11 protein-coding genes are annotated in these 15,279 nt (G+C 67.2%); 4 read left to right on the forward strand and 7 right to left on the reverse strand.

Features of this window, described 5'->3' with window-relative positions:
• Nucleotides 1–105 precede the first annotated feature (105 nt).
• Both HZ321_RS00005 and HZ321_RS00010 read left to right on the forward strand, forming a co-directional pair.
• Nucleotides 106–1,527: a mannose-1-phosphate guanylyltransferase/mannose-6-phosphate isomerase gene (locus HZ321_RS00005; protein WP_181698968.1), complete on the forward strand. Its 1,422-nt coding sequence runs from the start codon at nt 106–108 to the stop codon at nt 1,525–1,527.
• 89 nt (nt 1,528–1,616) lie between these two features.
• The gene (locus HZ321_RS00010) at nt 1,617–2,471 is read left to right on the forward strand and encodes a metallophosphoesterase (protein ID WP_181698970.1); all 855 of its coding nucleotides are present in this window, start codon (nt 1,617–1,619) and stop codon (nt 2,469–2,471) included.
• 197 nt (nt 2,472–2,668) lie between these two features.
• Here HZ321_RS00010 and HZ321_RS00015 read toward each other — a convergent pair whose 3' ends face one another.
• Nucleotides 2,669–3,877 carry a polysaccharide biosynthesis/export family protein gene (locus HZ321_RS00015; protein WP_181698972.1) on the reverse strand — a complete coding sequence of 403 codons (1,209 nt, stop codon included), beginning with the start codon at nt 3,875–3,877 and terminating at the stop codon, nt 2,669–2,671.
• Nucleotides 3,878–4,159: 282 nt separating this feature from the next.
• A complete protein-coding gene (locus HZ321_RS00020) occupies nt 4,160–5,305 on the reverse strand; it encodes an NAD(P)/FAD-dependent oxidoreductase (protein WP_181698974.1) in 1,146 nt (381 codons plus the stop codon).
• Between the two features lie 377 nt (nt 5,306–5,682).
• Between HZ321_RS00020 and HZ321_RS00025 the strand changes: the two genes are divergently transcribed.
• Nucleotides 5,683–6,756 carry an NAD-dependent epimerase/dehydratase family protein gene (locus HZ321_RS00025; protein ID WP_181698975.1) on the forward strand — a complete coding sequence of 358 codons (1,074 nt, stop codon included), beginning with the start codon at nt 5,683–5,685 and terminating at the stop codon, nt 6,754–6,756.
• A 174-nt stretch (nt 6,757–6,930) separates the two neighbouring features.
• Here HZ321_RS00025 and rfbF read toward each other — a convergent pair whose 3' ends face one another.
• The 4 genes from rfbF to HZ321_RS00045 all read right to left on the reverse strand — a co-directional run bounded on the left by rfbF (nt 6,931) and on the right by HZ321_RS00045 (nt 13,270).
• Nucleotides 6,931–7,704, reverse strand: coding sequence for a glucose-1-phosphate cytidylyltransferase (rfbF, locus tag HZ321_RS00030; protein WP_181698976.1), 774 nt, complete (start codon nt 7,702–7,704; stop codon nt 6,931–6,933).
• A 124-nt stretch (nt 7,705–7,828) separates the two neighbouring features.
• A complete protein-coding gene (locus tag HZ321_RS00035) occupies nt 7,829–8,857 on the reverse strand; it encodes a glycosyltransferase family 2 protein (RefSeq protein ID WP_181698977.1) in 1,029 nt (342 codons plus the stop codon).
• 170 nt (nt 8,858–9,027) lie between these two features.
• Entirely contained in the window at nt 9,028–11,427 is a 2,400-nt protein-coding gene (locus HZ321_RS00040; RefSeq protein ID WP_181698978.1) for a GNVR domain-containing protein, read from the reverse strand.
• Nucleotides 11,428–11,845: 418 nt separating this feature from the next.
• Nucleotides 11,846–13,270, reverse strand: a complete 1,425-nt coding sequence (locus HZ321_RS00045) for an O-antigen ligase family protein (protein WP_181698979.1) — start codon at nt 13,268–13,270, stop codon at nt 11,846–11,848.
• Between the two features lie 212 nt (nt 13,271–13,482).
• Here HZ321_RS00045 and HZ321_RS00050 point away from each other — a divergent pair, with 212 nt between their 5' ends.
• Complete coding sequence (locus tag HZ321_RS00050; protein ID WP_181698980.1) at nt 13,483–14,223, forward strand: hypothetical protein; 741 nt, start codon at nt 13,483–13,485, stop codon at nt 14,221–14,223.
• Between the two features lie 64 nt (nt 14,224–14,287).
• On the opposite strand, the gene fcl is transcribed toward HZ321_RS00050, so the two are convergent.
• Nucleotides 14,288–15,244 carry a GDP-L-fucose synthase gene (gene fcl / locus HZ321_RS00055; protein ID WP_280514435.1) on the reverse strand — a complete coding sequence of 319 codons (957 nt, stop codon included), beginning with the start codon at nt 15,242–15,244 and terminating at the stop codon, nt 14,288–14,290.
• Nucleotides 15,245–15,279 lie beyond the last annotated feature (35 nt).

The raw sequence follows: 15,279 nt of genomic DNA on the forward strand, positions 1-15,279 counted from the left end.
AGGCCGTCGACGCCGTGCTCCGGAAGAGCCCGGAAGTCGGCGACTACAACCAGACCATCTGAGGGCGGGACGCGCGGCGCCCCGATCCCCTGCAGGCAGCAAGACATGACCGACAAGAAGATCGTTCCCGTGATCCTGGCCGGCGGCTCCGGCACCCGCCTCTGGCCGGTGTCGCGCGACGCCTTTCCCAAGCAGTTCCAGCCGCTTGTGGGCAACCTCTCGACCTATCAGCAAACGCTGCGGCGGGTCAGCGAGCCGAGCCTCTTCGCCGAGCCGGTGGTGGTGACCGGCGACGCGTTCCGTTTCTTCACGCGGCGGCAGGCGAGCGACATCGGCGTCGATGCGACCATCGTGCTGGAGCCGGCCCGGCGCGACAGCGCGGCGGCGATGGCGGCGGCGGCGGTGTTCGTGGAGCGGCGCGCGCCGGGATCGCTGGTGATGGCGCTCGCCGCGGACCACGTGATCCTGGACGACGCCATCTTCCACGACGCGATCCGGCTCGGCGCCAAGGCGGCGGAGGCGGGGCAGATCGTGGTGTTCGGCCTGGTGCCGACCGAGCCGAAGACGAGCTACGGCTACATCCGGCCCGGTGCGCCGATCGACGGGGAGGAGGACCTCAGGGCCGTCGACGCCTTCGTGGAGAAGCCGAACGCGGAAACGGCCATCGAGTACATGCGGTCGGGTTTTCTCTGGAACTCCGGCAATTTCCTGTTTCGCTCGGACGTGATGATCCGCGAGTTCGCGGCCTTCGCGCCTGACATCCTGCAGGCGGCCGAGGCGGCCGTGGTGGGCGCGCACGAGGACCTCGGCTTCCACCGGCTCGACGAGGCGGCCTTCTCGGCCGCCCGCAAGACGTCGATCGACTATGCGGTGATCGAGAAGACGCGCGACATCGCCGTCGTTTACGGCCGCTTCCGCTGGTCGGACGTGGGCGCCTGGGACGCGATCTGGCAGGTGACGGAGCAGGACGAGAACGGCAACGCGATCCACGGCAACGGCGTGGTGCGCGGCAGCCGGAACTCGCTGATCCATTCGGACGGGATCCTGACCACGGTGATCGGCGCCGACGACCTCGTGGTGATCGCCACTGCCGACGCGGTGATGGTGGCGCCGAAGGACAAGGCGCAGGAGGTCAAGGGCCTCGTCGACCAGTTGAAGGCCACGGGCCTCGACCAGGTGGCGGTGCACCGCCGCGACTACCGGCCCTGGGGCTATGTGGAGGGGATCGATTCGGGGCCGCGCTTCGCCGTGAAGCGCATCGTGGTGGATCCGGAGGGGGTGCTGTCTCTCCAGCGCCATCTTCACCGGTCAGAACACTGGGTGGTGGTCCGCGGAACCGCGACGGTGACGATCGGGACGGAGGAACGCCTGCTGACCGAGAACCAGTCGCTCTACGTGCCGGTCGGGACGGTGCACCGGCTGGCCAACCATGGAAAGATACCGCTCGAGCTGATCGAGGTTCAGACCGGGGCCTATCTCGGCGAGGACGACGTGGATCGGCTCGACGACGTCTACAAGAGACGCTGACGGACGACGCCTGTTCGCCGCTTTACGGGCGACCGGGCGATCCAACCGCGCGCTGACGGGGGGCTCAGGAGGCGCATGCATTGGAGTAGATGGGTAACGCGCTGATGCTGAAGAAGCTGTCCCAGTTGATCACGACCCAGCGTCCGCAGTTGGTCCGCCCGGCGACGGCGCGCGACCGCCTGGTTCTGGAACCGCCCTACCCCGTCATCTATGCGATCGGCGACGTGCACGGCGCCTATACCGACATGCTCGACGCCGAACACGCCATCTACGAGGATGCCGCGGGCATTCCGGGCGACAAGCTGATCCTCTACCTCGGCGACCTCGTCGATCGCGGCCCGGCGTCGGCTCATGTGCTGGAGCACGTCCTTTCGCAGCCCCCGAAGGGATTCGCGCGAATGTGCCTCTGCGGCAACCACGAGGAAGCGATGCTGTCGTTCCTCAAGGCGCCTTCGCCGCAGCATCCCTGGCTGCTGATGGGCGGGGAGCAGACGCTGCAGTCCTACGGGTTGAACCGGTCGACCCTCTTCAAGGCGGGAAACCAGGCGAAGGTGGCGGAAGCGCTGATGGCCGGCATTCCGGAACGCCATCGCCTGTTCCTGGAGATGCTGCCGGTGATGATCGAGGGCCCGGGCGTCGCCTTCGTGCACGCGGGCATGCAGCCCGGCATCCCGCTGGAACAGCAGTCGGATTCGGACCTGATGTGGATCCGCGAGCCATTCCTGACGGTCGGCCCCGGCCTGCCGGTGATGGTGGTGCACGGGCATACGCCCCACGAGTTCCCGAGCGTGGGGCGGCTTCGGGTGGGCATCGACACACTGGCGCTCGGCGGCGCGCTCACCGTGGTGCGCTGGGCGAACGGACGCCTGGCCGTGATCTCCGGCTCGGACCGGACGCCGCTGCGGCTGACCGGACAGCAACGGCGGGCGCTGCTGCCGCGCTGACGGCCCGGCGCGCCGCGCCATTTTTCCGACGTGATGGGCATGACGGGACGCGGGGGATGCTCTGCGGGCCCGCGAATCCGCTCGGCCCTGCCGGCCGTGTGGCCGCCTCCGCTTGCCTTTGGCAACTCGATCGACAGCGGCAAAAGAAAAGGGCCGCGGAATACCGCGGCCCCCGTCTGATCCGATAGGTCCAGACCTCAGTCGCCGATCGAGCGGATCGCCGACTTGGCGTTGGCGACGTCGGCGATCGGGCCGGCGGTGCCGGAGGTGATCGTGTTGACGACGCTGAGGAACTTGGTGATCTCCACCGACTTGGCGTTGGAGACGAACAGGATGTCCTTGTCCTGCATCGGGAACTGCTGCACGGCGAAGAAGGCCGAGGGATCGCGCAAGTTGGCGCGGAACACCACCGGAACCGTGTCCTCGGTGAAGCGCGTGACGTCGGCGCCGACCTTGGCCAGTTCCGCCTTGGAGACCTGGCGGTAGACCAGCACGTAGGTCGGATCGGCGCGCTCGTCGAGCAGGCCGCCGGCCTTGCCCAGCGCGTCGCCCAGCGTCAGGTTCGCCTCGGCGAAGTCGAAGCGGCCGGACAGGCCCGTCGCGCCGAAGGCCAGGTAGGTCCGACGCTCGCGGTTGATGTAGACCGTGTCGCCCGGCACCACGTAGACGTTCTCACGCGGGTTGGCGACGATGTCGTCGAACAGCACCGTTGACTGGCGGCCGCCGCGCTGCAGCGTGACGTAGGTCTCCACCCCCGGGGTGGCGAGGCCGCCGGCGCGGGAGATCACGTCGAGGATGCGCTCGCCGTTGGGGTTCAGCTCCAGCTTGGCCGGAGAGTTCACGTCGCCCAGCACCGAAACCTCGGCCGAGCGGCTCTGCAGCACGGTGACCAGCACCTGCGGCTCGATCGCGCGGTTGGCGAGCGCGTTCTCGATGTCGCGCTGGACCGCGTCGACGGTGCGGCCGGTCGCCTGGATGCGGCCCGCGTAAGGGACCGTCAGCGTGCCCGACTTGTCGATGCGCTGGTTGGGAAGAGTGATGAAGTTGCCGGGGCGCGAGCCCGCGTCGGCCGGGATGAACAGACCGCCGGCGCCCGCCTCGAACACGGCCACCGAGACCACGTCGCCCACGCCGAGCGGCAGTTCGGGAGACCCGCCGCCACGCATGCCGAAGGTGGCGCTCGCCGGAGACGGCGCGGCCAGGACGTAGTTCATCAGCGACTTGTTGACGTCGACGAGGACGTAGTCGATGCCGGTCTTGCCGCCGGGGTTGCCCAGCCGCGCGACCGCGCTGGATTCAACCGCGCCGCCGTCCGGACCGGACCGTGGGAGTGCGGAACAACCGGCAACCGTCAGAAGAGCGGCCAGAACGCCGGTTACACGAAGTGTCTTTGAGCTGCGCAGCATGCCCCACCCGTCTAGAACCTTGGACTGGGAGGCATCATACGGAAACGGGCCGCGCGCGCCATGCGTGGCAGACGATCCGAGCGGCCCGCCCAGCCACTTTGGCGACCGGCTATTGCATCAATGCAACAGAAATGGGCGCGTAGCCCGAAAATTTAGCCAAGGTTTTGACGCAATTAGAGTTAATGGCGCGTGAACGGACCGCAGTCGGGCTTTGCGGCCGACTCACGGTCGGAAAACCCTCCGGAGTTTCACCAGGACCGATAGGTTCCTGAAGGTCTCCAGTCAGGCCGATGCACGCAGCGCGGGCGCTGCCGTGACAGGCTGTGCGAGGCCGATCTCGTCGGCGACCACGTCGGCGATCGCGAGCGAAGAGGTGAGGCCCGGCGACTCGATTCCATAGAGGTGGACGAGGCCCTCGATGCCGTGGGTCGCCGGCCCCTGGATCAGGAAATCGGCGGCCGGATCCTTGGGACCGGAGATCTTCGGGCGGATGCCTGTGTAGCCCGGCATCAGGCGTCCGTCGGCGAGTCCGGGCCAGTAGCTGCGGATCGCCTCGTAGAAGCTCGCCACGCGGGACTCGTTGAAGGTGTAGTCGATCCCGTCGATCCATTCGACATCCGGGCCGAAGCGGGCGCGCCCGGCGAGATCGAGCGTGACGTGGACGCCGAGGCCGGCGTGCTCGGGGATCGGGTAGACCAGCCGGCCGAAGGGGGTCTTGCCGGCGAGCGTGAAGTAGACGCCGCGGGCGTAGTAGGCGGTAGGGGCGTGCGCGGGATCGTAGCCCTCGATCGCGCGGCCGACGTCCGGCGCCCAGAGGCCGGCGGCGTTGACGAGGTAGCGGCATTCCAGCGTGACGGGCTCGTCGCGGCCTGCGGTGACGCGGAAGCCGCCGGGGATGACCTCGGCGCGCAGAAAGGGCGTCTCGAAGGCGATCGCGGCGCCGTGGTCCTCCGCCTCGCCCTGATAGGCGAGCATCAGGCCGTGGCTGTCGACGATTCCCGTGCAGGGGGAGTGCAGCGCGGCGGCGCAGCGCACCTCGGGCTCCCAGGCGCGGGCGGTCTCGGCCGGGATCTCGACGATGTCGTCGACGCCGTTGGCAAGGGCCGTGCGGTGGATCTTCTCAAGCTGGCCGACCTGCTCGTCGGTGGTGGCGACGATCAGCTTGCCGGTGCGCTTGTGCTTGATGCCGTGGCTCTCGACGTAGCCGTAGAGGAGGTGGCGGCCGCGGACGCAGAGCTCGGCCTTGCGCGAGCCGGTGGGGTAGTAGATGCCGGCATGGATCACCTCGCTGTTGCGCGCGGAGGTGTGGGTGCCGATCGCCCCCTCCCCTTCGAGCACCACGACCTCGACCCCGGCCATCGCCATTCGGCGTGCCACCGCCAGGCCGACGACGCCGGCCCCGATGACGATGCAATCCACTCGTTCCATGAGAAATTCCCAATCGCGCCCCAGCGGGCGCCAGTCATCAGATCACGACGAAAACGTATCATCCAATTCGCCAAAGAAACGGCAAACAGGGAGCGGGTGGCAACCCCTTTCGGCGGTCGACGTTAACGCCGACTCCAAAATGTCGCCGGATTTGCTGGCGAAGTTGGAGGTGGCGCTTCCATCCTGGCGGGCGGAAATGATACCAGTTGGCCGGTCAGCGCGTCCCCCGTGGACAAAGACGAAGGATGAGATCGGATTGCGATCAGTATCCTCGCCTTCATTGCGCCGAAATGGACTGTTGCTTGTCTTGAGTAATTCCGGCCGGACGGCGTGTCTGCCGACAGGGTCGTCCCGTTAGCCTAGCATTCGAGGGTGTCATGCGGATTTTGATTACCGGAAACATGGGTTACGTTGGCCCGATCGTCGCCCGTCATCTGCGCACGGTGATGCCGCATGCGCACATCACGGGTCTCGACAGCGGCCTGTTCGCTCATTGCCTCACCAGCGTCGGCCTGCCGGAGCGCGTGCTCGACGAGCAGCTGTTCATGGACGTGCGCGACGTGAAGCCGGAACTGCTCGACGGCTACGACGCCGTGGTGGAGCTGGCGGCCGTTTCCAACGACCCGATGGGCAACCGCTTCGAAGCGGTGACCGACGACATCAACTGCCGCGCAGCGGTGCGGATCGCCGAGATGGCGGTCGCCCGCGGCGTCAAGAAGGTGGTGTTCGCCTCCTCCTGCTCGATCTACGGCGCGGCCGAGGGCGGCGCCAAGAAGGAGACCGACTCGCTTGCGCCGCTGACCGCCTACGCGCGGTCGAAGGTTGCCACCGAGCAGGCGCTGGCCCAGATGGACCGCGGCAACAGCGTCGTCACGGCGCTGCGCTTCGCCACCGCCTGCGGGTTCTCCGACCGGCTGCGCCTGGACCTCGTGCTCAACGACTTCGTCGCCTGCGCGCTGGTCAACGGCCAGATCCAGGTGATGAGCGACGGCACGCCCTGGCGTCCGCTGATCCACGTGGCCGACATGGCCCGCGCCATCGAGTGGGCGATCACCCGCGACAAGTCGCAGGGTGGCGACTACCTCGCCGTCAACGTCGGCACCGACGTCTGGAACTACCAGGTGAAGGACCTCGCGGAGGCCGTCGCCAAGGAAGTGCCTGGCACCACGGTGACGATCAACCTCGACGCGCCGGCCGACAAGCGCTCGTACAAGGTGGACTTCAGCCTCTACCGGCAGATCGCCCCGCAGCACCAGCCGCGCGTGATGCTGGCCGACGCGGTGCGCGACCTGCGCAGCGGCCTCACCGCCTACGGCCTGGCCGACAAGGACTTCCGCACCAACCCGCACGTCATCCGCCTGCGGACGCTGCAGCGCTGGATCGACGAGGGCCGCCTGTCGGATGCCCTGCGCTGGACCAACCCGGAAGCGCCGATCACCGCTGCGGCCTGACGGCCCTGGCAAGCGTCCCGGTAGCGGACGCCCGCATCAGAAGAACCCGGCCCTTGCGGCCGGGTTTTTTCATGCCCGGGGTTCCGGATGGAGGCGCAAAAAAGTCCCCGCTCGGGGGCGGGGACTCGTATCATCGGGGATGCTGCGGTGATGGGCGCCCGAGCGGGCGCCTTGTCACCAGATCTTCCAGGGCGGGTTGCCCTTCTCCCAGAGCTGCTCGAGGACCATCTTGTCGCGCAGCGAATCCATCGATTGCCAATAGCCCTTGTGCCAGAAGGACGCGAGCTTGCCGCGCTCGACCATGCGGTCCATCGGCTCCTGCTCCCAGACGGTCGGGTCGCCGTCGATCAGGTCGAACACCTGCGGTTCGCAGACGAAGAAGCCGCCGTTGATCAGGCCGCCGTCGCCGGCCGCCTTCTCGCGGAAGGCGCGGACCTTGGACATGTCCTCGGTGAGGCCGAGCGCGCCGAAGCGGCCGGGCTGGCTGACGGCGGTGAGCGTTGCCCAGGCCTGCGACGCCTCGTGATGCTTGATCAGCGCGGGGATGTCGACGTTGGCGACGCCGTCGCCGTAGGTGAGCAGGAAGCGCTCGTTGCCGATGATCTCGCGGGCGCGCTTGAGGCGGCCGGCCGTCATGGTCTCGACGCCGGTGTCCAGCACGGTGACGCGCCAGTCCTCGGTTTCGGCGCGGCGCCACAGGATCTCGCCGGTTTTCAGGTCGACGGTGTAGTCGCTGTTGATGGCGTGATAGTTCAGGAAGTAGTTCTTGATGAACTCGACCTTGTATCCGCCCAGCACCACGAAATCGTTGAAGCCGTAGTGGGAATAGATCTTCATGATGTGCCAGAGGATCGGCTTGCCGCCGACCTCCACCATCGGCTTCGGACGAAGCGAGGTCTCCTCGCTGAGACGGCTGCCAAACCCACCGGCAAAGATGACGACTTTCATGGTATCTCGCTCTTCTATGAACGCGGTACAAACACAGGGAGCGAAAGACGAGGCGTCTTCCGCGGGTTGATCACTCGGGTCGCCGCCGGAGCCCGGACCGGCCGGACCCCTGCGGCGGGGACATTCATGCGTCGGCCTGGAGCCGGAGCCCCGACTGGCGGCGCTGGCGGCTGCGCTCCAGCATCGCGCGATGGGCCTTGCGGTTGAAGTACTGGCGAACCTTGTGCGGGCCGAACCAGAACGCTGCCTTGAGGACGTCCACCCAGCCGGGCTTCCAGCCGAGTTCGGCGAGCGTGGCGCGGTGCTTGTCGAAGAGTTCCCGGCGGCCCTGCAGATAGCGCCAGGCGTAGAGCCGCAACAGGTACTTGCGCCGGTAGGTCTCGCGGGCCTCCTCGAACTTCTCGGCGGTGAAGAAGTTGCGGCCGTAGCGCTCGAAGAAGACGTGCCACTCCAGCACACCGCGCTCGTCGTTCTTGGCGGTCGTGTTGGTCTGCGACGCCGCGTGTTCGCGCACCCAGGCGACCGGCTCGTGTACGTAGGCGAGCGCGTGACCGGAGATGATGCGGAACACGACGTCGACATCGCAGCTGAGGACGGAAAGGTCGTAGAACGGATCGCGTTCGTCGATGAACCGGCGGCGCACCATGACGTGGTCGGAGCGGACGACGAGCCAGCCCAGCGTCATCATCGAGGCGCCGATCTCGGCGCCGGAGAAGATCGTGCGATCTTCCGGCAGGCCGCGGTTCGGGATGCCGCCGAGCGAACTTTCGACCTGCGAGGTGACGATGCCGACGTTGGCGCGGTTGCCGGCGGCGGCCACCATCTTCTCGATGGCGTCGGGGCGCAGGCGATCGTCGTGGCAGAGCAGACGCATCCACTCGGCCTCGGCCGGCGCGAGCTTGACGGCCGTGCTCCAGTTGGCCTGGAGCGACAGGACTTCCGGGTTGCGCGCGGTGACGATGGGGACGCGGCGGCCCAGGTTGGCCTTTATGATCTCGGGGGTAGCGTCCTTGCTGGCATTGTCGAGGATGACGTGAACCAGGTTCGGGTAGGTCTGCTCCTGGACGCTGTCGATCACTTCCTGCAGGAACTCCGCGCCGTTGTAGCACGGTGTCACGATGGCCACGAGCGGCTGATCCGACGCGAAGGGCATGCGTACCTACTCCTCATCCGCCGACCACCCGCCCGAACAAAACACTCCGCGGGCTGCGATCGGCGCACGAAACTGATCGACCGAATAACCGGACCCGACGCCTTGAAAAGCTGCCCGTCCCTCGGGCGGCGTAGAGTCGAGGACGGCCCCCGGAGGAGCCGTCCGATCCGTTACCGCGACGTGCGGTAGTAGTAGCTCTTGTAGTTGCCGACGTAGTTCTCGGTGTCCTCGAAGTTCTGATACTTCCCGAGGCGGCGCGGGTCGGCCATGTTGAGGACGACGCCGAGGCACTTCTCGTTGACCGTGTCCTCGGCCCGCAGGATCGAGCGGACCAGACGCCGGGAGGTGAGGCCCCAGGCCACGACGAAGACGAAGCCGTCGATCTCGTGGGCCACGGCGCGCACGTCGATGACGGGGGCGAGCGGCGGCAAGTCGACGATGACGTAGTCGTATTCGGTGCGCGCCCAGGCGAGCAGGTCACGCATGCCGCTGGAAGCCAGCACGTCGCTGGTGTGGAAGAGGCGGCGGCGGACGACGCCCGGCAGGAAATGCAGGCCGGTGTCCTCCTCGATCTTCACCACGTCCTTGACCGGACGGTTGTTGACGAGGACGTCGATGATGCCTTCCTCGGCATCGCCGCCGATCGAGCGGGTCAGGCCGGGGTTGCGCAGGTCGGCGTCGATCAGCAGCGTCTTGGAGCCGCCGCTGGCGATCAGCGAGGCGAGGTTCTTGCTGACCGTGGTCTTACCTTCCTTGGGCAGGCACGAGACCATGCCGATCACCTTGGAGCGGCGATCGTGGAAGGAGATGTCGGCGGTCAGCTTGATGCTGCGCAGCGTCTCGGAGAAGCCCGACATGGGATTCTCGATGGCGTGGCGGTAGACCGACGACAGCGGGCGGAGCGAGCGGTTGCGGCCGTTCTCGTCGAGCTTGGTCTCGGCCGGGCGCAGGCGCTTGACGGGCACCTTGGTGAGCACGCCGAAGAACTCCTGGTCGAGCTCCTGGCGGACCTGGGTGCCGTTGCGGAACGCGCGGTCGTTGAACTCGCGGAGGAAGCCGAGCGCGACGCCCATCGTGCCGCCGATCAGCACCGCGAAGGCCATCACGAACATGCTGTTCGGGCTGCTCTTCTGGGTGGGCGGGGCGGCCTGCGTGATGACGCGGCTGTCGGTGATCGGGAAGGACTGCTGCTGGACGGCTTCCTGGTAGCGCTGCAGGAAGAGCTCGTAGAGGTTCTTGTAGGTGGTCGCCTCCCGCTCCAGCTGGCGCAGGGTGACCAGGGTCTGGTTGTCGGCGGCGTTGGAGCCGACGAGCGCCTGCAGGCTGGCGGAAAGCGCGATCTCGCGCTGCTTGGCGATGTCGTAGTCGCTCTTGTAGCTCTCGGCGATGCGGCGCAGCTCGTCGAAGATCAGGCGCTGCGATTCCTTCATGTCGTTGCGCAGCTGGACGACGCGCACGTGGCCGGAGCCGAGGCGAGGCTCCAGCTCGTTCAGCTGGCGCGAAGCCTCGAGGAACTTCTGGCGGAGGTCGCTGATCACCGCGTTGCCAATGGATTCCGACACGGCCGCCTCGGTCTGGCGGCTCTCGATGATGTTGCGGATCCGGTTGTAGCGGGCCTCGTTGCGCGAGGTGTCGGTGCGGGCGACGACGAGCTCGCTGTTGATCTCGGCGAGCTGCTGCTCGTTGATTGTGCGGCCGTCGGCGGAGATCAGGCCGTTCTCGGCCTTGTACTTCTGCACCGCGAGGTCGGCGGAAAGCGACTGCTGCTTCAGCTCCTCGATGCGGGTGGAAAGCCAGGAGCCGGCACGCCGAGTGGCCTCGTACTTCGCCTCCAGCTGGTCGGTGAGATACTGGTTGGCGACCGCGTTGACGAGGTTGGCCGAAAGCTGGGGATCCGGCGAGGTGTAGCGGATCTCGATCACGTAGGTGAGACGGATGCGCGAGACGAGCAGGCCGCGGCGGATCGATTCCATGATCGCGAGCTTGGCCTTGTCCTCCGGATCGATGGAATCGATCAGCTCCAGCGGGGCTTCCGGGTCGGTGCGGGCGGCTTCCGGGGCGGGCGTCGCCGCTTCGTCGGGCAGCGGCTCGTCCGTTGCCTCGATGCCGGTGAGGCCGCGCACGGAGTTCCAGAGCGAGGTGGTGAGTTCGCGCGCGGAGCCGATGGCCTCGCTGACCGTGCTGGCGGCCGCGTTGCGACCGGTGGAGGAGTAGACCGGGTGATTCGTGAGGTCGAGCTTGTCGATGACGGCCAGGAGCACGTTGTTCGACAGCATCACCTCGACCTGGCTGTCGGCGACCGAGCTGTCGATGCCGCCGCCGGTCTGGGGATCGTAGCTGGTGTCGACACGCGGCACGTTGCGGCTGTCGATCAGGACGCTGGCGCTGGCGGTGTAGAGCGGCTGTGAGGAGGAGAGATAGAACACACCCAGGGCGGCCCCCAGGAGCGTGCAGATGACGACGAGCAGCCACTGGCGGCGGGCGAAGGCCAGCAGGTTCTCCACCCCGGCGCTCTCCACCGACTGATGGGGGATGCCAGTCCTGCGAACGACCTCGGGTCGCTTGCTCATCGTATTAAGCATCTCAATCCCTTGCTTGCACGAGCGTACTTATAAATATGAACGATCCGTCCATCGTTCTTCATATGGGGATGAACGGATCATCCCGAATGTGGCGTAAATTCGCCGAACTCGATCTGACACCCACAAGTTTCGGCCCAGTCCGGATCTCGAAAAGCCTGTGTTGTTTCCATGAAACAACAGGAGTCTCGGGATCATGGCCGACCGCTTCACGGGGCACCGCATTCCAGCGGTACCGCATGGACCTGCACATAGCGTTAGCAGCGGCTTCGGGAGCCCCCTGCAAACGAAAGCTGCTTAACGATATGCAAATCCGTTCGGATACAAACACCACAATTCGACGGCGGATCGCAACGGCGAACTCTCGGGCTGGTAAACGAACGGCACAGGATGGGAGGCCGGTTTCCGTTCAGTCCTGCGCCGCGGACGCGGCGCCGGTGGCGCCGGGTGCAACGGTGACGGCAGGCCCCGCCGCGACCCTCTGGCCGGAGCCGGGCTGGCGGGCGAGCGAGACGGACGCGCCGCTTCCAAGGACCGCCGCGACGAACACCGCCAGACCGGGATACTGGAGCGGGAAACCCAAGGCGGCATGGACGATGAGCATCGCCAGGATGCCGAGGCAGGCGATGGGGAATACCCGCAGGCGCTGCCGCGAACCGACGCCCGCCACGAACACCCTGCCGGCGACCGCGATGACGAAGGCCACGGCTGCCAGGCTGACGAGGCCGCCGGAGGCGATGACGGCGAGATAGAAGTCGTGCGGGACCAGCGCGTTCGGCTCCTGCAGGCATTCGCTGGTCTGATAGAGCTGGAAGATGTCCCTCGCGGTTCCGAATCCGCTGCCGAGGAACAGGTTGGCCTTGGCCGCCTCCCAGGACGCCGACCAGCGGCAGGCGGAGGCGACGCCCTCGTTGGCGATCATCATGCCGAGAAGGGCGATGGCGATCACCAGGAGCACGAGCGCGCGCGTGGTCCAGGTGCCGGTCAGGCGCTGGGCGGTGCTGGCACGCTTCACCGCGTAGATGGTGGAAACGACGAGCAGCCCGATGACGACGGAGAACTGGCCGGCGAGCGAACCCGTCCACGCCAACGCCGCGAGGAAGATGACGAAGAAGCCGCCGAGCAGGAAGATCGATGCCTTCGTCTCGGGCTTCACGCTCACATAGGCGGAGTAGCGCATCGCATCGGCTTCGGAGCGCAGGCGCGAATAGCGGTAGCGGAGCAGCGCGAAGGCCACGAGCGCCAGGACGCCGTAGTAGCAGGCCGCAGCATCGCGATCCGTAAAGGGGCCGATGGCGGCCGGCCCGAGCCGCAGGCCGGGGCCGCCCCACCAGCCGCCGATAAGCGCGGCCAGCGTCAGGCCGACGAGGATGACGCCGGCGAGCATGACGAGGCCGAGCCAGAGCATGAAGAAGCTGTTCTCGTCGCGCGTCAGGTTCATGGCGAGAAGGAATGACAGCGCGGCGGCGACGATTGCGCCGAGCGCGACCAGCGGGCTGCCGCGGTGGACGCCGAGGGCGCCGGAAACTCCGTCGAGCGCGTTGCCTGCTTCGGTCCAGATCGGGTCGGCGAGGCCGAGGGGAAGCCGGACGGTCTGCAAAACGGCGAGGACGGAGACCACGGATACGGCTAGCACCACGCGTCCGGACAGCCGCGCCATCGGCTTGAGGTCGGACGACGGCAGCGAGACGAACACCATGAGGCCGAGGAGCGCGCAGGCGACCGGCGCCGCGTAGCCGGCCCCCCAGTCGGCGGTGAAGGTCGCAAGGGTCACGATCCCGCTGAAGAGCGAGAGCAGGACGGCGTGCTTGGCTGGCGGGTCCTTCAGGGCCATCGGGCATCCGAACCGGTTTGGGGGTCGACGCTGAACCAAGGTTGCCACGTCCCGTCAACCAGGACCAGAACCGAGACTGGCGCGAATGTGCACACGGCAGAGGAAATGATCGGCATCGTCAGCCGGTCAACGTGGTTGCCGCGGTCCTTGGTTGGCGCTTAGATTGGGGCAAAGGGAATGGAATGCCGCGAATTTCGCAGAAAACGAGCGACATGCTCGGACGCCAGCCGCTGATCAGATCGGAGACTGTGTCTCGGCACGGGCTGCAGTCGCTGGCGCTGCTCGCGCTCGTCTGGGCGGGAGGGATGGCCTACGTGGAGTCGTCGGGCGGTGCGAGCGCCGGCGCCGCGCGGACGGATATCGCCTCGGCAGTGAAGCCCGTTCCGCCCGAGGCACTCGGGCTGGCCGAGGCAGCCGACGGCGCCGCCTGGTCGTGCCGTCCGGATGTGCTCGCTACCAGCGACAGCATCCGCGTGGATTTCCTGCTCGCCGACTTGGTGGCCGGCCGTACGCCCACCCCCGCTTCGGTGACAGCCGCCGAAACGGTGGCGCGTCGTTCGATCGGCTGCGCGCCGTTCGAAGGCACGGCGTGGCTGCTGCTGGCGATGGCGCGGCACCTCGGCGGGGACAAGGGCGACGGCGTGCGGCGGGCGCTGGAGATGTCGTCGTTCACGACGCCCAACGAACCCGCGGGGATTTTCCGCCGGGTGATCTTCGCCGACGCCTTTGTGACGAGCGGAGCCAAGGACTTCCTGCCGCCGCTGAAGGACGACGTGCGCCGGTTGGTGGTTTCCGGCGCCGACGAGGCGATCGCGATCGCCTACCGCGACGGTTCGCCTGACCTGCGCGGCATCATCCGGGAAACGGTGGCGGCGCTCGCCGACCCCGTAAGGAAGGCGGCGCACGCCACCGTTTTCGACCGGATCGACAAGGCTCCGCCAATAAAGCCGTGAGAGCGAGACCGGAGGTCCGCCCCGACCGGGCCGGACCGCGATGGGTGCTGCCTCAGGCCGGATGTCAGGCGACACCGCGCAGGGCGCGACGGTTCTCCAGGAACCACTGGTAGGTGGTGCGGATGCCGTCGTCGAGCGGGATGCGCGCCTGCCAGCCGAGCGCCTTCATACGGTCGACGTTCATCAGCTTGCGCGGCGTGCCGTCGGGCTTGCTGGTGTCGAACACGAACTCGCCGCGGTAACCCACGGTGCGGGCGATGCTTTCGGCAAGCTCGCGGATGCTGACGTCGACGCCGGTGCCAAGGTTGAGGTGCTCGGCGCCGGAGTAGGACTTCATGATGAAGACGATGCCGTCGGCGCAGTCGTCGACGTGCAGGAACTCGCGGCGCGGGGTGCCGGTGCCCCAGACGGGAACCGTGGGCGCGCCCGAGGCATGGGCGTCGTGGATCTTGACCATCAGCGCCGGCAGCACGTGAGAGGACTGGAGGTCGAAGTTGTCGTTCGGGCCGTAGAGGTTGGTCGGCATCGCGCTGACGTAGTCGCGGCCGTACTGCTTGCGATAGGCCTGGCAGAGCTTGATGCCGGCGATCTTGGCGATGGCGTACCACTCGTTGGTGGATTCCAGCGGGCCAGTGAGCAGCGCGTCCTCGGTCATCGGCTGCGGCGCAAACTTCGGATAGATGCAGGACGAGCCGAGGAAGACGAGGCGGTTCACGTCGTTCTGGTGCGCGGCGTGGATGATGTTCGCCTCGATCATCAGGTTGTCGTAGAGGAACTCGGCCGGACGGGTGTCGTTGGCGAGGATGCCGCCGACCTTGGCGGCCGCGACGACGATCGCGTCGGGCTTCTCGTCGGCGATGAAGCGCTCCACGCTGTCCTGGCGGCGCAGATCCACGCGGCCGCGGACGGCCGTGACGATCTCGCAGGACTCGGTCGCCAACCGTCGGACGACGGCCGAACCGACCATGCCGCGGTCGCCGGCGACCCAGATGCGCTTACCCTTCAGATCGAAACCAGCCATGTCGTCATCTCCTGGGGGACTTGACGCGGGAGGTG

It is taken from the genome of Chthonobacter albigriseus (genome assembly GCF_013839445.1).
GTDB classification, from domain to species: Bacteria; Pseudomonadota; Alphaproteobacteria; order Rhizobiales; family Pleomorphomonadaceae; genus Chthonobacter; species Chthonobacter albigriseus.